Genomic DNA, 19,440 nt, shown 5'->3' with positions numbered 1-19,440 from the left:
AAACATTAATATTGCTTGACGTGTGGGGATGATTCTGGCGGTGGTCATCCCTTATTGCTGTCTTTTGTCTGCCTTCCCCCACTACAAACCAGCAAACTCTGCATCTGTAATCAGGCGGAGATTTTTTGTATTAGCAGAGATCCAACTGCGATCGCGAATAGCTAACTTGTAGGCAGAATAAGTTTTGTAAGTCTTACCATTATTGACAAATGTACTGTCACCGCGATCGCCACCAAAAACAGCCCAATCTGTTTCTTTGTCTTGATTGAACCAGGCGATCGCTTTGATATTGTGGCTGTGGGTGTACTTAAAAATCTTGGTAATCCACTGAGATTTAGCTGCGATCTGGTTGCCAGCAGTGGTAGTTGTCGTAGTCGCCATCTCACCAATCGCTACAGGTTTAGATGTGATGCGATGCAAGCGGTGGAGCATATTGCCAAACACTTGTGCTGGATCTTGCCACTGAGACCAGGCTTGAGTTTGACCCCAGTTGTAGCCGTCAATTCCTACCCAATCTACATAGTTGTTGCCTGGATAAAACGACTCAGCTTTATAGTTACCTACATCTGTTGCATTGACGCACCAGATCCATTGCAAATGGGTGCGATGCATACCTTTGTTGAAGAATAGACTTTTGACATGTCGCCACATACGGACATAATCAGTCGGTCGTGTGCCTTGAGCTGCACTCCAAGGATACCAGTTGCCATTCATTTCGTGAGCGAGACGAATGTAAGCGCGGCGATCGTCCTGAGTATTATAAATGCCGTCTGCACCACTGAGAAAGGTTTTCATCCTGTCCGCCCATCGATTTATGTATGAGTCGAGATCGCCATTGGCAATTTTTACTTCAATATCGCTGGGAGTGGCGGAAGCATTGCAAGAAAATGGTTCCCAAGTAATTGAAGGTACGTGGCGATCGCCCCAAATTTTGACCAGTTGTTGTCCAAATAAGTTATCCAGATCGGTAGTAGAATCACACCAGTTAGCAAACAGCGCGATCGTAGTATGCTGCTTATCTTGCCATTTTTCCATTGCTTGCAACCGATCCATTTCCCAGCCATTGTTACCGTAATACACGCCTAATAGCAGTTTATTGGTAGTAGCTTGCAGGGGTAGCAAATAAATTGTTAGGGCGATCGTCAGACAGAAAAAGTAAGTCCTAGCTGACATAAGCTGGCGAGCAAGCGATCGCATGAAATTTCTCTTTCTCCATAATGTCATGTTGCTTTACGCCCTTTTTCCTCAAAAAAACCTGTTTTACAACTTCCGACTCCTGTACGGGCGGGTTTAATCGTGCAACTGTTGGTTGTGCGCCGAGAGCTTCTAACAAACCCGACTCCTGTACGGGCGGGTTTAATCGCGCAACTGTTGGTTGTGCGACGGGATCTTCCAACAAACCCGCCCCTACGACTTCCGCTTACCGTCAATATCCCGCAAACTTCGCATCCGTCAATAAACGGGGATTATTCGGATCTGAAGGAACAAAAGCATCAGCGCTAATCGCATTCTTGTAGCTAGAGTAAGCGTTATACCTGTTGTAGTTGTAATCGAAATAGCTATCGCCACTAGGACCACCAAACACCGACCAGTCAGTTTCTTTCGAGAAATTAAACCAGACAACCATCTTAATATCGTTCGCCAGGATGTATTTGTAGAAGTTGCTAATCCACTGGGCTTTAGCGTCTGTACTCATACCACTGGGAGTAGCTGGAGTGCTAGCGACCTCAGTGATGGAGATCGGTCTAGTCGATAGAGCTTTCAGGCGACCGAGCATTCCGCTAAATGTCTGTTCTGGGGTTATCCAAGGCGACCAGGTTTGACTTGCACCCCAGTTGTAGCCGCTAATTGATATCCAGTCTACGTAGGCATCACCAGGATATAAAGCCTCGGCATTGTATCCCTGGTAATCGTTATAGTTGACACACCAAACCCATTGCAGATGCGTCCACTCCATCCCCTTGTTGAAAAATAAGCTTTTGACGCGCTGCCACATGAGAATATAATCGCTAGCAGGATTACCCCCCTCGCCTGGGACTGGACTCCAAGGATACCAGTTGCCATTCATTTCATGAGCAAAGCGAATATAAGCGCGGCGATCGTCCTTGGTATTGTATATGCCATCGGGACCGCTTAAAAATACCTTCATCCGGTCTGCCCAGTTGTGGAAGTAAGCGTCATACTCGCCATAGGCGGCGCGGATCTCGATGTCACCTGGAGTAATGCTGCGTAACTCAGCATCAGTTGGATTGGAGGAAACGGGACAAGAAAACGGTTCCCAAGTAATCATCGGAACGTTTTGATTGTTCCAAATATTTAAGAGTTGGTCGTTAAATAAAGCATCCATGACAGTGCTTTTGTCGCACCAAGTCGTGAATAGGTTAATTACAGTATTTTTCTTACCCTGCCAGGTTTCTAGAGCTTGAACTTGCGCCATTTGAAAACCGTTGTTGCCGTAATAAACGCCAAACAGCGAATTATCTGTAGCTGCTAATGTGGGGGTTAATTGACTTAGGGAAAGCAGAAAAACAAGGCAGGCGATCGCCCAAAATTGTAGAAAAGATTTCTTGCCAACTTTAAATTTGGCAATTTTTTTGAGTTGAATCATTATTCACAAGTCACAAATTTTTGTGTTGCTATTTCTTTGCTTTGTTTTACGAAGCAGGTATAAGGTAGGCAATACCCACCACGACTTACGACTTACGACTTAATTGAGGTAGTTATAGCGTTGCTATTAACTCTCTGAGTTTCAGCTAAGGGATATAAACGAAATACAGAGGTAATTAACGCCCAAAAAGATTTGAATTCACTTACGGGAGTCTCTTGCCATTGACCGGGACGACAGAAAAGAAATTCTATCAGTCGTCGCTCTTGTTCTAAGGTCAAACTCACGAATTCTATTTCTATTTTCGTGCCATTCTTATCTGTACGATTGGGAAGAGAAATTAGAGCTAATGTTTTCAGTTCTAGAAATGGAATATCAATGTGGCTAATCGTATCTGAAGGGTAATTTGTCGGAAATGAGTCAAGCTGAATCTTTGCCCTTTTCTGTGATATTTCAACCGTATTACCATCAATAATGCGATCGCCTAAAATTAGCTGACAAGCAAGTTGATGGGGAAAACTGAGAGATAAAACTTCTTGAGGTACGTCGATCGCAACTTGAATGGCGATCGCTAACACGCAAGCATTATAAATTCCCCAAAAAATACTAAACCCTGGACTTGCTGGTTTACCTTCCCACTGCAAACCAAATAGATGCACGGCGAGAGCAATGACGTACAATCCTAGAGTGAAAATCAGCGGATAAGCAACTTGCCAGTTTACAGCTACCCCGCGAGCATCTACACCTTTAGGCGTGACTTTAAAACCTTTTCCAAAAGGATTAATCAATGTTTTAACAGTCATTAATGCCAAAGGAAAGCAAGTAATGTTGGCATAAACATCAGCCCACAAAGACGATCGCTTGCTGCCATTTAACCAAGCAAATACAGTTAAGTTGATTAAATAATAGGGTAACCAAAAGAAAAGTAATTCGTTCATTTGGGCTTTTAAAGGCATTAATCCTAATACAAGAAATCCCAAAGGTACAAATAAAGAAAATATCTGCAAACCAGTCAAAAGCCAGCCTAAAATGCCAATCAGATAAAAGCAGCGCTGAACTAAATTAAGCCCTGGCATGGTTAAAGGATTAAGGGAACAAAATAGAGTTTGTAGCGTTCCTTGTCCCCACCGAATTCGCTGATCGATGTAGCCACCAATATTTTCGGCTGAAGCTCCGGCAGATAAAGCTTCATTTAAATATAAAACCTTGTATTTTGCTGCTTGAAGTTTGACGGAAGTTAAAAGATCTTCGCAAAGAGTCTCTGTAGGAATACCACCAACTTTCTCCACAGCGTGACGGCGCATGATGAAAGAAGAACCGCAACAAATGACGCAGTTAAAAGTATCTCTACCAGATTGAACTAGGCGAAAAAATAAATCTTGATCGTTGGTTAAAATTCCACCTAAACCTAAGTTGTGCTTGATCGGATCGCCATTATAGAAAGTTTGGGGAGTTTGGACTAAAGCAACTTGCGGGTCTTGAAAAAACCCTACCGTACGAGTGAGGAATTCGCGGGTTGGAATAAAATCGGCATCAAAGGAAACAATTAATTCCCCTTGAGTTTGTTTCATGGCATGGTTGAGATTACCTGCTTTGGCATGGCGATTGTCAGGACGACAGATGTAAACGCAACCTAATTCCTCGGCTAGCGATCGCATTGCCGGACGGCGCTTATCATCCAACAAATACACCCGCTTATTGGCATAATCCATCGCCTGACAGCCGATGATTGTCCGTCGCAACAGTTCTACTGGTTCGTTATAAGTCGGAATCCACACGTCTACCCAAGGGCAGTAAGTCCCAGCAATCACGGCTTTTGACAAGCGATCTGCCTGGGGGGAACGGTTGGTAATAAAACTCATGTGGCACAAAGAAGCAACACAGACCACAAATCCCGCAATATCGATCGCCAAAAACAACAGGCTGAGGCTACCGTTCCAAAAATCGCTGAAGTTCAGCGTGATAAATAACCGCCAAGTCAAGTAACGTAAGCCCAGCAGCGCCACTATGCTAGAAACAGCCACCCTTACCCAAACTGGCGGAGAACTGGGAAAAGCATGAATCGCGATCGTGGCAGCAGCTACACCCAGCACGGAAGGAAAGAGGAGAACGTGCAGGGAACTAACCACATTAGCAAAAAATCCCTTGCCCCACTGCCAAAAATTCAGCAACTCAGCCATTAAATCTAACCAGTTGAGTTGTTGAGTTGACCAAATTCCTACCAAGATCAGTGCTATGACTATCAGCACTCGTTCTGTGTGGTTATACCAGGAAGATCTAAAGCGCATTCTCAACTACATCCCCGCTAGAGTGAGACGCTTGGGAAAGCGAACCTCGGCACTGCGTCCGACATCGCAAAAATTAACGGCATTGGGAGCCGCAGACCAATCAAGATTGATTCTGACTGCAACTTGCTTTTGGGTGCTTTCTGGAGGTGGAACGGCGACATCGTAGCCTGTAGCGACCCGTCCCGAACCACTGCGGAGCGATTCAATTTTGCCTGGTATGAAGCGATCGCCTCCTCCCAACAAACGCACTTGTACAGTCATTCCTGGGGTGAGATTTTTCGTACTATCTTCCGAGAAGAAAGCATCCACCCAGCGATTTTGACAATTCAAAACCCGCAGCACCGGAGTACTCGAAGCAAGATACTCTCCACCTTTGGCATCAACAGACCACACAGCGCCCGTAGTCGGGGCGGAAATTACCACAACTTTATTCAATCGGGTCTGCTGGATCAGTTTTGCTAGTTCTAGCTCGGCGGTTCGCGCTTCTACGCGCATTTGGACTGCTTGGCGTTGTAAGTCGGCAATTTCGGTATTAATTTCCCTTTGGCGAATCTCGGAATAGCTCAAAGTGCGGGAACCGTCAATTTGCAATCCGGCTTGAGCAGCTCTAAATCGCTGTTGTGCTTGAGCTAGAAGCGCCTGCGCTTTTTTTTCCTCAGCTTGCGCTTGTTCGTAGCGGAGAAAATCTTTTTCGGCTGTAGCCGGGGGAACGATCCCAGCCTCTAACAACTCCTGGGCGCGCTCGGCATCAACTTTAGCAGTTTGAGTGGCAACAGTGGCGCGATCGAGTTCGCTTTGGGCTGCTTCAACCTGCTGCTGAGCAAACACGCCATCGAGTTGTTTCTGGGCTGTAACTTCAGATGCAAATTGTGCCAATTGACGGCGGCGATCGCTAATCTGTTGTTGAATGCCCCGTTGTTTTTGCTGGGTGACTTGCAGGCGCGATTTGAGTTCTTGCTGTTTGACTTCGAGTTCGGCGACTTGACGCAAGTTTTCGACTCGTCCGATCGCCTTACCTGCGGTAAGCCACTGTCCAGCTTGGAGGCTGTCGAGCATTAAATTTCCAGCAATGGGGTTACGCACGTCGATAATTTCGGCATTCACAAAAGCTTGGCGGCTCTCAACTTGGGTATAGTTCTTCCAAACAAAAGTAGCTGCAACACTACCGACGCTGACAATAAAACCCAGTCGCAACATTTTGAACATCCAAGCCCGCGATATTTCTGTCTCTGGTTTGCGGGCAGACGCAATTTCAGGAGATAAACTCATGAGATCCTCTTGGTGGTGGTTAGCAATTCGTTCGGATTTCCTGGTACTAGAGCCTGTTTGAGCGCAACACCGACGCGATCGCTTCGGCTCCAAGGTAAAGTTGGTAGTATTCTGGCAGCTACTGTAATTTCGCAAACGAGCTTGCGATTCAGCCAAACCATAAGCGCGACTCAGCAGCCTCCTCCACAGTGAAAGTACCGATTTCAGTTGCGGGACAAGCAGCAACGAACCCGTACTATTACGGTGTGCATATAAGTTAATTCTGATTAGAGCGCTTGATGAGACGTGGTTTCGGCGTGTAGGGAGAAAAATCCACAATTCCCATCATTTCTTAATTAGAGGCTAACTATCGGCTTGGGGATCGCTAAATTCACCGCGATCGCGCTTGTGAGGAATTTTTGACACGATCGTGTTTGTTAATTATGTAATCCAAAATACGGATTGTAAAGAGAAAGAAAATTTCTTAAGTATTTTTTAGAGATCGACAGTTGATAAGTTGGTATTTAGTTGACAGTTGACTGCTCCCTGTTCGTGCGTTCCCTGCTCCCTGCTCGTGCGCTTCCTAATAACTGTCAACTGAATTTGTGGTTTAATGTCACAATATCTCTTGATGCGTGCTAAGTCTTTTGGTATATGCCGAACTATATAGTAGAATGCTACTCGTTCGAGCGATGCTGGGCTTGCCAGTGGTGATACGACTACGACACTCGCTCGCAGATCTGAGTACAGGCGATCGCGCCCCAAATAGTAGCTTAATATTTATGATTTGATTTTTTATTTATGATTTTTACGGAGCGACCGATCGAGTCATTGTCGCTTTCGGTATCTGAAATTTTCGTGTGAGGAAGTGCGGTGAAACAACAGCATTTATTTCTAGTGCGTAACTTCTGTTCGAGTCTAGCTGTAGCACTCTTAGCAACAGAGCTAATTAAGATCGAACCAGCACCAGCGATCGCGAGCGAAACTCCATCTGTCAATAGCGCGATCGCTATGAAATCTGAACCTAGTAAAACTCAGTCAATTAAAGCTACCAAACAAGCTTACCTGCAAGCAAATGGCTCGTTCCGTCACTCTCAAGCTTCGGTTCTCTTGTCAAAACAGGAAATCGGGAGTCGGGAGTCGGTAGGAGCGGGTTTCCAAACCCGCCCGTACGGGAGTCGGGATAGGAGCAGCAAACGTCAACCGTTAACCGTCAACCGTCAAATACCAAATACCAAATACCAAATACCAACAACTGTCAGCCAACAACCAGCAACCAATAACCAACAACCAACAACCAAACCTAGACCAGCCCAGCCGCCTGCTAATTCTCAGTTAAACGATCGCAAGGCTCAAATACCTAGTTATCTCAATCCCAATCCCAATCCGCTGCGATTTCCCACGAAACCAGAAGATGTGCAGGTTGTGGGCGCTCAACCAATTACTTTCCAGCAGGCTTTAGACCTAGTACAGCGCAATAGCACGCAACTGCGAGAAGCAAGGCTGAACGTAGAACGGAGTCAAGCACAGCTGCGGCAGGCTTTAGCAGCAGAGTATCCTACCTTGAATCTAGGTGCTGATGTAACGAATACAGGTGATTTTCTTTTCAGCGAGGAGCCGGAACAATCGCCTATCCAGGAAGCTATTAGCGGTCCAATTGATAGTAATAATACTCGGGTGATTGGCAATTTATCGTTAAACTACAGATTGTTTACTTCTGGTTTACGTCCTGCTAACATTCGCGCTGCCGAAGAACAGTTGCGTTTTAATCGGTTAGATTTAGAACGGACGCAAGAAGAACTGCGCCTCAACGTTGCCAACGATTATTACGAATTGCAACGAGCTGATGAGAACGTAAGGATTCAGCGATCTTCTGTAAATAATGCCCAGGCAAGTTTACGCGATGCCCAAGCCTTAGAACAAGCTGGGGTAGGAACTCGCTTTGCCGTCCTCCAAGCTCAAGTGCAGTTGGCGCAGGCTACCCAAAGATTAACCGATGCCTTAAGCCAGCAACGAATTGCCCGCCGTCAAATTGCGACGCGAATTAATTTAAACGACTCCATCGTAGTTACGGCTGCCGATCCGGTAGCAGTTGCCGGACAGTGGAACTTTTCCTTAGAAGACAGTATCGTACTAGCTTTTAGAAATCGTGCCGAACTAGAACAGCAATTAGCACAGCGTAATATTAGCGAACAACAGAGGCGTGCTGCCTTAGCTGAATTAGGACCCCAAATCAGTCTCACTGCCCGATATAACCTAAGCGATACATTTGACGATGGCACAAACTTTCGAGATGGCTACTCTTTAGGAGGAGACTTAAGCTTAAGTTTATTTGATGGTGGAGCGGCAAGAGCAAGAGCTAGGCAGGAAGAGGCGGATATTGCGATCGCTGAAACTAATTTTGCCGGACAGCGTAACCAAATTCGCTTTGAAGTAGAACAAGCTTTCTCTCAGTTGCAGTCTAACTTAGAAAATATTCAAACAACCTCTGTTGCTTTAGAACAATCGCGGGAAGCGCTGCGATTGGCACGCCTCAGATTTCAAGCAGGTGTAGGGACGCAAACAGAAGTGATTGATGCTGAGGATGACTTAACTCAAGCGGAAGGCGATAGAGTCAATGCGATTCTAAACTACAACCGCGCCTTAGCTCAGATTCAACGCTCGATTAGCTCTGGTCAGCAACGCTGAACTAGGGGCGAGGAGCGAGGAGTGAGGAGTGAGGGGACAAGGAAGACAAGGGAGAGGGGGAAGATGGGGGAGAGGCGCTCTCGAAAATTCTTTGAGTGTCCTCCCACACTTCCCACACCACCACCACTCTCTTTCCCTCACTCCTCATTTAGGCTTTCCCTCTCCAGGGAGAGATTGCGGGGTAGAAAGAATAAACTTTTCTGGGTTCCTCAAGAAGGAATCGCAATTCTTATCGAGAGCAACGCAGATGTTACCTAAAGCGAGTTGATATTCTTCGATATTGCCTTGTTTGAGAAACAGTTTAGCGGCTGTTTGTAAATCTTCTACTGCTTCGCGATCGCTCTGTCCGCTATACTGAGCTAGCTCGTAGCGAACAATTCCCCGCTTGAGATAAGCTTCTGCTTCTTGGGAGTCAATACTAAGCGCTCGGTTAAAATCTCCAATTGCGGCTTTGTAGCCCGTACTCAAGTCCCCTTTATACTGTGCCAGTTTGTAGTGAACGATGCCGCGTTTGACCAGTGCTTTGGCAGCACGGGGATTGAGCCGCAAAGAGCGATCGAAGTCTTGAATTGCTTGCTGATATTCTTTTTCGGGATTTTTACTGTACTGAGCAATTTCATAACGTACCATGCCGCGACTGAGATAGGCTTCAGCTTGGTTGGGTTTGAGTCCCAGGGTGCGATTGAAGTCTTCAATCGCTCGGCGATAGGTACGGTCGGGGTCGCCGCTATGCTGGGCAACTTCGTAGAGGGCGTTACCTCGGTTTAAATAGACTTGAGCATCCTTGGGATTGAGCTTGATGGCGCGATCGTAATTATCAATAGCCCCTTCATAGTCTCCTACTTTGTAATAAGCATCGCCCTGCTTGTAGTAGGCAACAAAATTATTGCCACTTTTTGCTGCTACTTTGCCGTCACTTGGTGGTTCGGGGATGGAGGTAACGCTAAAACGACTGTCAAAGGGCAGTTGCACGTCACTTAACACCTGCATCAACAGGATCAAGCTCACAGCTCCTAGACTAAACGTTCCCATCATCATCAGGTTGAACTTTCTGCGGCTCAGCCTTCTATGACTTCTTGGCAGTGTTAAAAATAATGGTGCGTGTTTGCTGAGCGTGGCAGATGAATAATAAGCGGCGGAGCGATCGAGCGCTCTATACTGTCGATATACAGGAGCAGTACGCTTAGGTGGCAAAGGTTGGAGGTGTTTTTTCTGTCTGACTGCCTCCAAGGACGGAAACGGGTCGCGCCCGCCTAATTTTACTGCCCGCTCGCACCAAGGACAGCTTTGCAGGTGATCGCTATAGCGATGCTGATTGTTGGCGCTACAGGTTGTCAAAGCGTTTTCTGCTTCTTTGAGGGCAGCTTGCCAGGTTTGGGCGTTGGGGCGGAGATGGGGTTGAGAATGACCTGCATCAAAACACTTGACAAATAACTGCCTCAAACTAGGGTGTAAAATCTCCCAATTTGGTGCAATCGGCGTAGGCTTGTACGGTACTGGCTTGCTGCCATAGGTAAAATGTCCTGCCGCTATCCGTGCTGCATAGGGTGGGGGATCGCCACTACCTTGATAAATTCCTGAAAAAGGGTGAGTCCCTTCCATCAGCAGTTGGAAGATCAGGACTGCTAGCCCAAATAAGTCGTGTTCTGGGGCGCGATCGATCTGACCGAAATTCTTTCCTTGCAGTTCTGGCGGCGTAAATTCTGGCTTTCCGACACCGCAGCGATAAATAGCTGCCGTTTGCAGGTCGCGGACTTGAAACGAATCCGTATCTACGAGGGTGACGAGAGCTGTATCGCTGACTAAAATGTTTGATTCGTTCACATCTCCAACGCAATATCCGCGTGCGTGCAGCGCTCCCATGGCAGCGGCAATATTACGGGCAGTTCGATGGAGATAGAGGTAGTTAAAGAACGGGCATTTTTGCCGTCGCGTTTTAGGATTGTAAAAATCGAGTAGGGAGTGCATCCCTTTAACTCGCGGCATCAGAAAGCCGACAACCCGATTGCTGCCATCAGTTGACCTCAGCAACTCTTCAGGCCAAGCGATCGAAATATGTCCTTGCCCCGCCATAGGGTTATCTGGCGGGTTAGCAAGCATTGCCGTTAGCTTAGATGCCTGAATCTCTCTAGGCTTGTGATAAACCTTTGCTACTAGTGCCTCGTTCTGCGGTACAGTAAAGACACGGGCTTCTCCCCCATGTCCGAGGCTAGAGTTGGGGTCCAACGTGATAATTTGGTTGTTGGAGCTTCGTTGCAACCGCATGGCAAAATTAACTCACAAGCGTCGCCAATAGTAAAGTCAAGTCGTCATCCGTCCGTTCCGTAATTCTTGGCGATCGCAAAAACGCCGCCAGTTGTTCTTTAGCTTCACTCTCATCCTCCATACCTGCCATAAATTGAAACAGGGGAGAAAAAAATGGTTTGTAAGGTGAACCATCGCCCATGTTCACAGCTAGCATCTGCAACCCATCTGAAAACACGGCAATATTTGTCGTCGTTCCCCGCCAAACGTTGACTTGGACTGTCTCCAAGGCTTGGGGGGAAACTAGAAAAGTTGTTTCATTAATATATTCTCCTTTTTGAGCGGCAGTCAGAGCAAAAATTTGACCGTCGCGATCGCTCGCTACTGCCAAGCCATCACCTACCTGCACCGCGGCGACTAATTCTGGGGTAGCAACTGCTAAAATCAACGTCGTCGCTAACTCCCGTGCCTGCTTGCCACAGACGGCTGCTTCTGCTTCTACTGCTGTCTTTGCTGCTGCCAGAGCTTGAGTCAGAATTCGCTGCCATCCCTGCTCGTCGTCAATCAAATGCAGTCTAGAGCCTTCAGCACAAATCGTCTCTACCGCCGTTTGCGCGGCGACAATTGCCCCGACTTTGCCTAAAGCTGCACTTCCTGCCCCGTCAGCTACTGCTGCTACCAAAACCCCCGTGGGCAACTTTTCCCAATGATGAGCGTCTTGACAAAGCTGTCCGACCTTTTCGTGGCTCGTACCTCGAACTGAGGCGGATGCGACTCGCCATTGCCGGATCTGAGCAGGAGCATCTAACCGTCCTGTTGTATATAGCTCATCGTGGGCATCGTTACGCATTCATCGTGATTCCTTACTGATTCCTAGCCTATCTTAGGTGAACGGACAATCAGAGCGATCGGCATCGCTCGACAAATCCTCCTTTTGTATACGGTAATGTGTACGGTTCCGTCAATTTACTCATTCATCTCTTTACACTTTCATTATGTACTCAGGAATTGTTGGTAATGGGTAATCGGTCATTGGTAGTTGATGGTTGACTGTTGACTGTTATGACTCCTCTGCAGTTGAAGCCCCTCTACCCCTCTGCTCCCCTGCTTCCTCTGCTCCCTGCCTAAGTTGCTCCCCACCCCACAGGTGGTAGTGCTACTTGTTCGTCGAAGCGAGAATGGGAAACGGCTGTGATGCTAGCAGACAACCAGAGAAACATTTCCGTAAACCTCAGTCCTTTAAGTCTGAGTGGAGTGCGGACAGATATATACTTGAGCCGCTCCAGATTAGCATTTTCTACGCCCACAGAGAAAAAAGCTACATGCTTGTTAACTTCATCTGTCTCAATTCGCTGCCTTGCCTGCTCGATTAATTGCTCTGATTCTCCTTGGGGTTCTCCATCTGTAATTAAAAATATCCAGGGACGATAATAAGCTACCCCGTGAGCGCGGTATGTAGCTTTGCGAGACTGGATCATGTCTAGGGCGCGATGAATTCCAGTTCCCATACAGGTTAAGCCTTGCGCTGTCAGCTCTGGTAGCTCAAGTTGGTCGGGAGTGACAAAATCCTGTATAACTCTGACATCACTATCAAAAACCACGAGCGCCACCTCAACACGTCGGGAAGCGAGAGAGTTTTGTAATAAATCTGTTTGCAATGCCCGCAGCCCTTCATTTAAAGCATCTATTGCTGCTCCTTGCATCGAACCTGAAGTATCTAGAAGTAATACGCAAGGACAGCGAGGTTCTGGATTTTCAGCAAACTCTACCGCTTCATCAAGTCTTAATTGGTCAGACATACTTACAATTTAGGTGGGAGATTAGCTACTTGACATATGTGGTAGCTTTTACTCACTAGTGGACTGAGTAGATGGGCTGCTGGCATTGACAACAATTTATCTATGATAGTTCAGCTTTGACTTTACTAGTTCTTTTATCTCTGTAGTTTCAGCTGCGTCAGTCCGGTATTTTACTCACATTCATTTCACTAGGGAAAAATCAGTAGCAAATTCAGACAATCGGTGCAGTTAACTACCCATACAAGACCAAGGCGACAAATTACTTAACTTTCCCACAGATTGTTTTTCTATATATCCAAATCCTTTGTCATACGCCAATAGCTAAAAACTGTAAACTGGATGGTTAATTTTTATAGATTGCGCTATAGTCAATAGAAACTGTTAGCCTTCCGTCAATTTTTTATGATTTGCAGGGGTTCTAGCGGTGTAAGAGCAGATACAGCTTACAATATTTTAATAAACTTAACTAGGTTATCTCAATCCTCTTACCTCAATTGATTCAGACAAAAACACTCAAATTGCTCGAAATTAAGGCTTTGCTAAATAGGCATTGTCAGTTAAAGTATTCGCTCGCTTGGAAAAAGGTTTAAGTGCTAAATGGCTAGCTGTGGAACCTTTCAGAAGTTAAGTCCGCTGAGTTTATTGGCGCACTTGTCTAGTTGTTATGATAGTGCCTTGTTAAAGGTGACTAGCGGTGCTGTTACATGGTCGGTCTATCTTGAAGAGGGAAAGATTACTTATGCTTCCCATTCAATTGCTGCCTTCGATCGCCTCGACTGTCATTTGCATCGCCTCAGTTATAAAGTACCGACGCTGACAAGTGAAACTAGAGCGCAATTAAGTTTGATTTTTGAAACTGAAGCAGAACAGCGGTCAGATACTAATCCCGAATATCAAGCAATTGGTTGGTTAGTTAACCATCAATATTTAAATGCCGAACAAGCAGCAGAATTAGTTGCAGAATTGGTTGGAGAAACGATTGAGTCGTTTTTACTAGTTAAATCGGGGCAGTACGACTTTAGCAGCAACTCAAACTTAGAGCAAATTTTTTGTCGGCTCGAACTACAACCGATTGTCGATCTATGTCAAAAGCGCCTGCAAAAGTGGCAAGCTCTAGCACCAGAAATTTTCTCACCCTACCAGCGGCTTTATTTTTCTAACCGTCACAAATTAGAACAGCAAATTCCGCAGGAAATTCAGCAAAAGTTTAGTACGATTCTCAAAGGTTTCAGTTTTCGTCATCTGGCAATTCTATTAAATCAAGACGAACTTGAATTGGCGCAAAACCTACACCAGTACATTGCAGCAGGAACAATTTTGTTGCAAGACCCCTATGCGCCATTTGACCAATTACCAAGAACCTTTGAACAGACAGCATCGCCATCAACAACACCAATTGTCATACCGGAAAAAGTCCCCTTACCGCTAGATGATATCCGCGATCGCCACATTAGCGATCGCCGGCTGGCTGCAACTCCAAAAGCTTTCGAGCGCGAACCAGTCAGAGAGACGCAGTTTCCTACGACAAAGAAAGAATCTCTCCCCACACAGTCTCCGCAGCCACACTCAGAGCCAGTCAAGCATAGCTCTCAACCACCAGTTAATTTCCCGATTACGCGGACGACACCCCCAGTTCCTCCCACGCATATAGAGACTCCCACATCCCCACCGACCGTTATTGCCGATGCTCCGGCTACGAGAAATAAGTATAAAATTGTTTGTGTGGACGATAGCCCAGCAATGTTACAGGAACTGAAAAAGTTTTTAGAAGACGACTTATTTTCAGTTTTTACAATTGATAATCCTGTTAAAGCTTTAATGCAGATTATTAAAGTTAAGCCAGATCTCATCTTATTAGATGTAAATATGGCAGGAATTGACGGTTATGAATTGTGTCGCTTGCTCCGCAATCATTCTCTATTTAAAGACACGCCGATTATTATGGTGACGGCGAATACAGGAATTATTAACCGAGTCAAAGCTAGAGTTGTCGGTGCTTCAGGTTACTTAACTAAGCCTTTTAGCCAGCCAGATATTCTCAAAATGGTGTTTAGGCATTTGACTTAAAAGGGAGTAGAGAGTAGGGGCGAGGAGTGAGGAGCGAGGAGTGAGGGGAATTCAAAATTCACGCATTCAAAATTGCCCTACACCCTACACCCTTTCTTCACTGATAACTGATAACTGATAACTGATAACTGTTTTCTACCGTTGGTGAGGGAAGAAAACTGTGTAGTAAAGGGAAGGATCGACCCGATCTGTAAACCGAGGATATAAATTGCGATCGCAAATAGAATTGGATTCATCTGGTTGAAATGAATCGCTTAGTTCTGTTTTTTCAGCAGATTTGCCAATTGAAATTTCTGGATAAAATAGATTTTCTAGCTTTGACCAGGCAATAGAAAAGGGATTTTGTAAATATTTCTGTACGAGCGCTCGCTTATCTTTTTCGTTTAAATTTTCCGATCGCCCATCGTTTGTATACTCGCTCATAAATGCATTCCTCGCGGCTATTTTGTGCGCTTGCTGGAGCGCTAAAGTTTATTAGCCACAATTGAGACGAGTTATGCACGGTTGTATGGTAGGGAATGCTATCCATAACCTAATTGAGGAGTTGAGCTAGGATAGGAGATAGAGCGATCGCATAAAATCTATACTTTAAATCTAACTTTAACTTGCCTCTAATTGCTGGCTCGTTCTGAATATAATAACAATTATCTGGCTCTATACCGCGATTAGCTACTTGGCGTTTTGGAGTTGTCGATCCAACACTTTTAATTTCAATACTTAATTCTTCAGCTAGAACAACAATAAAGCGACCGAGCTGAATTTTAAAGCTTTCGTGTTCGAGAAGGGGAGTCATTATTTCTAAAGTGCCACAGTCATAAGCAAATCGAGAACCTCTGTTTTCACCTGCTTCTTTGAGTAAAGCTTCAAAGGTTTCCCAGCTAATGTTATGCAGCACTATTCTTTGCTCTGCTGGAGTTGAAGTATCAGTCATATCAAAACCAGTTTTAGAGTCAATTGGGCGAGCCAAGCCCACCCTTTTACCTTAACCGAAGATACTACCAAAAAATTCTACTGCTTCCTTCAGAGCAACAATAAATATGTCAATCTCTTCACGGGTATTGTAAAAAGATAAACTTGCCCGTGCGGTAGACTGAGCGTGGATGTAGCGATGTAAAGGCTGCGTGCAGTGGTGTCCGGCGCGAATCGCAACCCCAGCCTGATCTAATAGAGTAGATAAGTCGTGAGGATGGACATCGCCAGCTGTAAATGAAGCCAATGCAGCTCTACCCACACCTGCTATTTTAGGTAATGGTCCGTAGGTGCGGACTTCAGAAATTTGAGCCAGTTGCTCGAACAGATATTGCGTTAATTCCGATTCATAGGCATAAATTTTATCCATCCCGATCGCCCCTAAATAGTCTACAGCTGCACCAAGGGCGATCGCTTCTCCGATTGCTGGGGTTCCTGCTTCAAATTTGTGTGGTAAATCGGCGTAGGTAGAACGGTCTAAATACACGTCGGCGATCATTTCACCACCACCTAAAAACGGTGGCATCGATCGCAACAATTCTAGTTTTCCATACAAAAAGCCAATTCCGGTAGGAGCGCACATTTTGTGACCGGAAGCCACTAACCAATCGCAGTCCATTTGCTGTACGTTGACAGGCATATGTGGTACGCTTTGGCAAGCATCGATCAAAACTTTCGCACCGTGTTGATGGGCGATCGCAATTATTTCTTGTACTGGGTTAATGCATCCCAAAGTATTAGAGACGTGAACCACAGCCACAAGTTTTGTTTTGTCGGAAATTAACGACTTATATTGCTCTAAATTAAACTCTTCTTCTGGAGTTAGTTCGACAAACTTCAACACCGCACCCGTTCTTTGGGCTAGAAGTTGCCAAGGGACTAAGTTGCTGTGGTGTTCCATCACAGAGAGAATAATTTCATCTCCCCGTTGGATATTGCTATTACCCCAGCTGTAAGCAACTAAGTTAATTGCTTCGGTAGCATTGCGGGTAAACACAACTTCTTCTCGCTGCGCTGCATTGACAAACGCAGCCACTTTATCCCGCGCCCCTTCGTAAGCTTCGGTTGCTTTAGCCGCTAGGGTATGCACGCCGCGATGAACGTTGGAGTTATATTGCTCGTAATAATCCCGTAAGGTGTTGAGAACGAGTAAAGGTTTTTGAGAAGTGGCGGCGTTGTCGAGGTACACCAAGGGTTTGCCATTGACTTCTTGATGCAGGATTGGGAAGTCAGCGCGGACGATATCGGCGAGGGTTCTTGCTTGGGTAAAAGTCATGATTTGGATGGAGAGAAGGAATATCAACCCCTGATTTTACTCATGGGGTACTTACGACTTACGACTTACGACTTAATGCGACGGCTTTGAGCAGAGTTTGTTGTAAAGAGGGAATTGGTAGTTGGTTAATAATCTCAGCAGCAAAGGCGTTAACTAACAAATTTTGAGCGTCAACAGCGTTAATTCCGCGACTTTGCAGGTAAAAAATTTCATCGTCTTCCAACTGGCTGACAGTAGCACCGTGACTGCACTTGACGTTATCAGCGATAATTTCCAGTTGAGGCTTGGTGTCTACCCTGGCTTTGGGAGAGAGGAGTAAGTTGCGGTTGAGTTGTCCTGCATCCGTAAGCTGAGCGGCTTTAGCAACAAAGACTCTACCATTAAATACAGTGTGGGCTTTATCAGCAACAATGCATTTATGGAGTTGACGGCTCATACCATAAGGATAATTGAGTGCGATCGCGCTATGAGTATCGGCTGTTTGTTGCCCTGCTATCATAGTTAAGCCGTTGAGAATTGTTTCTGTTTGTTCCCCTGTCTGGTAGATGTCTAAATTGTGGCGCGACAGTTTCGCCCCTAAAGTAATCGCATTGCAGGTGTAACGGCTATCCCGTGCTTGAGTAATGGCAGTTTTGCCAATGTGAAATGCTTCTACACTTTCCCGCTCAACTCTAGTATGGCGAACTTGGGCATTTTCTCCCAGCCAGATTTCCGTAACGGCGTTGGTCAAGTATACCGTCTCTCCGACTTCTGCTTCGCCTTCTTCAGGATCTTCAATATTAAATTGATTTAAGTAGTCTTCCACCAGCGTGACGCTACTACCAGTTTCCGCTACTACCAAGCAGCGCGGCTGCTGAATCGTTGGCGTTCTGAAGGAATTAGCGATAAATAGCAGGTGAATTGGAGTTTCTACTACAACATCCTTAGGAATCCAAACGACAGCAACATCCATCATTCCAGCCGTATTGAGAGCTGTGAAGATTTCTTCTTTTCCCTCAGATTTTGCCAGGTAGTTGTCAATGCGATCGCGGTATTCTGCTGGTAATCCTGATAAATTGCTAGCTACCACACCTTTTGGTAAGTCACCAATCGCCGATAGTTCTGATGCATACGCTCCGTTGACAAATACCAAACGGCTATTTGCTGCTTCTGGAAAGGTTAGAGGTGTTACCAGTGCTGCGGGTAATTCACATGGAACCGCAGCTTGAAAGTTAAACTGCTTTAAAGCAGATAAATCGGTAAAACGCCACTCTTCTATTTTGGTAGTAGGTAGAGTAGACTGACGAATAATAGAAGCGGCGCGATCGCGAATTTCTTGTAGAGATGTTACATGTAACGTCTCTACACCCTTTTGACATTGTTGCAATAACTCTAACAGGTAGTTATCCCCACCCGACACATGAGCATGACTGCCATTCGTAACTGTCGGAGAAACTTGAATACTCATTACACTCCTACCTCAGTTGCAGCTTCCAACACCCAATCGTAGCCACGGGATTCTAATTCAAGCGCCAATTCCTTACCACCACTCTTAATAATCCGTCCCCCAGCCATAACGTGGACGTAATCTGGGACGATGTAGTTGAGCAATCTCTGATAGTGAGTAATTAGAATTGTGGCATTTTCAGGGCTAGCTAATTGATTCACGCCATTAGCAACAATCTTCAGCGCGTCAATATCCAAACCAGAATCTGTTTCATCCAAAATTGCAATTTTTGGTTCCAACAGTGCCATTTGCAAAATTTCGTTCCGCTTCTTCTCGCCGCCAGAAAACCCTTCATTCACGCTGCGGTTTAAGAAAGCCGCATCCATCTTGACAACATCCAATTTCTCTTGGATCAAATCGTCAAAATCGAATGCATCCAATTCCTCTAAACCTTGCTCTTTCCGCCGAGAATTGTAGGCAACTCGTAAGAAATCTAAATTACTTACGCCAGGAATTTCTAAGGGATACTGAAATGCCAGAAAAACTCCAGTTCTAGCTCGTTCTTCTGGTTCCATCTCTAGCAAATTTTTGCCTTGAAAAATTGCTTCACCACCCGTTACCTCATAAGCTGGATGTCCTGCTAAGGCTTTAGAAAAAGTGCTTTTACCAGAGCCATTCGGTCCCATGATCGCATGGATTCCTCCAGCGCGAACTTCTAAATTCACTCCCTTTAAAATTGGATTCCCATCAACTTCAGCTGTCAGGTCTTTCACCGACAGCAAAATTTCACTATTTTCAATAATCATTACTCTCTACGTCCTCTGCGCTCT

At 45.6% G+C, this 19,440-nt stretch carries 15 protein-coding genes and 1 pseudogene; 2 read left to right on the top strand and 14 right to left on the bottom strand.

The genetic code is table 11. From position 1 onward, the window contains the following. Positions 1–81 precede the first annotated feature (81 nt). The 6 genes from N4J56_RS15880 to N4J56_RS15855 form a co-directional block, all read right to left on the bottom strand. Positions 82–1,173: a glycoside hydrolase family 26 protein gene (locus N4J56_RS15880; protein ID WP_317107314.1), complete on the bottom strand. Its 1,092-nt coding sequence runs from the start codon at positions 1,171–1,173 to the stop codon at positions 82–84. Then, on the bottom strand, positions 1,163–1,396 hold the full coding sequence (locus tag N4J56_RS15875) for a hypothetical protein (protein WP_317107313.1): 234 nt from the start codon (positions 1,394–1,396) through the stop codon (positions 1,163–1,165). The genes N4J56_RS15880 and N4J56_RS15875 overlap by 11 nt, the downstream gene beginning before the upstream one ends. A gap of 30 nt (positions 1,397–1,426) precedes the next feature. Continuing rightward, positions 1,427–2,608, bottom strand: a complete 1,182-nt coding sequence (locus N4J56_RS15870) for a hypothetical protein (RefSeq protein WP_317107312.1) — start codon at positions 2,606–2,608, stop codon at positions 1,427–1,429. A gap of 92 nt (positions 2,609–2,700) precedes the next feature. After that, complete coding sequence (locus N4J56_RS15865; protein ID WP_317107311.1) at positions 2,701–4,893, bottom strand: glycosyltransferase; 2,193 nt, start codon at positions 4,891–4,893, stop codon at positions 2,701–2,703. A gap of 6 nt (positions 4,894–4,899) precedes the next feature. After that, positions 4,900–6,480 (bottom strand): HlyD family secretion protein, encoded by a 1,581-nt coding sequence (locus N4J56_RS15860; RefSeq protein WP_317107310.1) that lies wholly within the window; start codon positions 6,478–6,480, stop codon positions 4,900–4,902. A gap of 156 nt (positions 6,481–6,636) precedes the next feature. After that, positions 6,637–6,906 (bottom strand): hypothetical protein, encoded by a 270-nt coding sequence (locus N4J56_RS15855; RefSeq protein WP_317107309.1) that lies wholly within the window; start codon positions 6,904–6,906, stop codon positions 6,637–6,639. A 108-nt stretch (positions 6,907–7,014) separates the two neighbouring features. Here N4J56_RS15855 and N4J56_RS15850 point away from each other — a divergent pair, with 108 nt between their 5' ends. Continuing rightward, entirely contained in the window at positions 7,015–8,829 is a 1,815-nt protein-coding gene (locus N4J56_RS15850) for a TolC family protein (protein WP_317107308.1), read from the top strand. A 144-nt stretch (positions 8,830–8,973) separates the two neighbouring features. Here N4J56_RS15850 and N4J56_RS15845 read toward each other — a convergent pair whose 3' ends face one another. The 3 genes from N4J56_RS15845 to N4J56_RS15835 form a co-directional block, all read right to left on the bottom strand. Continuing rightward, complete coding sequence (locus N4J56_RS15845; RefSeq protein WP_317107307.1) at positions 8,974–11,094, bottom strand: tetratricopeptide repeat protein; 2,121 nt, start codon at positions 11,092–11,094, stop codon at positions 8,974–8,976. Between the two features lie 7 nt (positions 11,095–11,101). Beyond that, on the bottom strand, positions 11,102–11,923 hold the full coding sequence (locus N4J56_RS15840; RefSeq protein WP_317107306.1) for a PP2C family serine/threonine-protein phosphatase: 822 nt from the start codon (positions 11,921–11,923) through the stop codon (positions 11,102–11,104). A 274-nt stretch (positions 11,924–12,197) separates the two neighbouring features. Next, on the bottom strand, positions 12,198–12,872 hold the full coding sequence (locus N4J56_RS15835) for a vWA domain-containing protein (RefSeq protein WP_317107305.1): 675 nt from the start codon (positions 12,870–12,872) through the stop codon (positions 12,198–12,200). A 597-nt stretch (positions 12,873–13,469) separates the two neighbouring features. On the opposite strand from N4J56_RS15835, the gene N4J56_RS15830 reads away from it, so the two are divergent. Further along, positions 13,470–14,939, top strand: a complete 1,470-nt coding sequence (locus tag N4J56_RS15830; RefSeq protein WP_317107304.1) for a response regulator — start codon at positions 13,470–13,472, stop codon at positions 14,937–14,939. Positions 14,940–15,074: 135 nt separating this feature from the next. On the opposite strand, the gene N4J56_RS15825 is transcribed toward N4J56_RS15830, so the two are convergent. The 5 genes and pseudogenes from N4J56_RS15825 to sufC form a co-directional block, all read right to left on the bottom strand. After that, a complete protein-coding gene (locus tag N4J56_RS15825) occupies positions 15,075–15,362 on the bottom strand; it encodes a hypothetical protein (RefSeq protein ID WP_317107303.1) in 288 nt (95 codons plus the stop codon). Positions 15,363–15,525: 163 nt separating this feature from the next. Further along, positions 15,526–15,870 (bottom strand): annotated as a pseudogene (locus tag N4J56_RS15820) (Uma2 family endonuclease); the annotation flags it as partial. Positions 15,871–15,921: 51 nt separating this feature from the next. Then, on the bottom strand, positions 15,922–17,184 hold the full coding sequence (locus N4J56_RS15815; protein ID WP_317107301.1) for a SufS family cysteine desulfurase: 1,263 nt from the start codon (positions 17,182–17,184) through the stop codon (positions 15,922–15,924). 58 nt (positions 17,185–17,242) lie between these two features. Further along, on the bottom strand, positions 17,243–18,631 hold the full coding sequence (gene sufD / locus N4J56_RS15810) for a Fe-S cluster assembly protein SufD (protein ID WP_317107300.1): 1,389 nt from the start codon (positions 18,629–18,631) through the stop codon (positions 17,243–17,245). Then, complete coding sequence (gene sufC / locus N4J56_RS15805; protein ID WP_317107299.1) at positions 18,631–19,416, bottom strand: Fe-S cluster assembly ATPase SufC; 786 nt, start codon at positions 19,414–19,416, stop codon at positions 18,631–18,633. Before sufC ends, sufD begins: the two co-directional genes overlap by 1 nt. Between the last annotated feature and the right edge of the window lie 24 nt (positions 19,417–19,440).

The organism is Chroococcidiopsis sp. SAG 2025 (assembly GCF_032860985.1).
Lineage (GTDB): Bacteria > Cyanobacteriota > Cyanobacteriia > Cyanobacteriales > Chroococcidiopsidaceae > Chroococcidiopsis.
The sequence above is the reverse complement of the archived record's forward strand: the minus strand, read 5'-3'. Positions and strand labels throughout refer to the sequence as shown.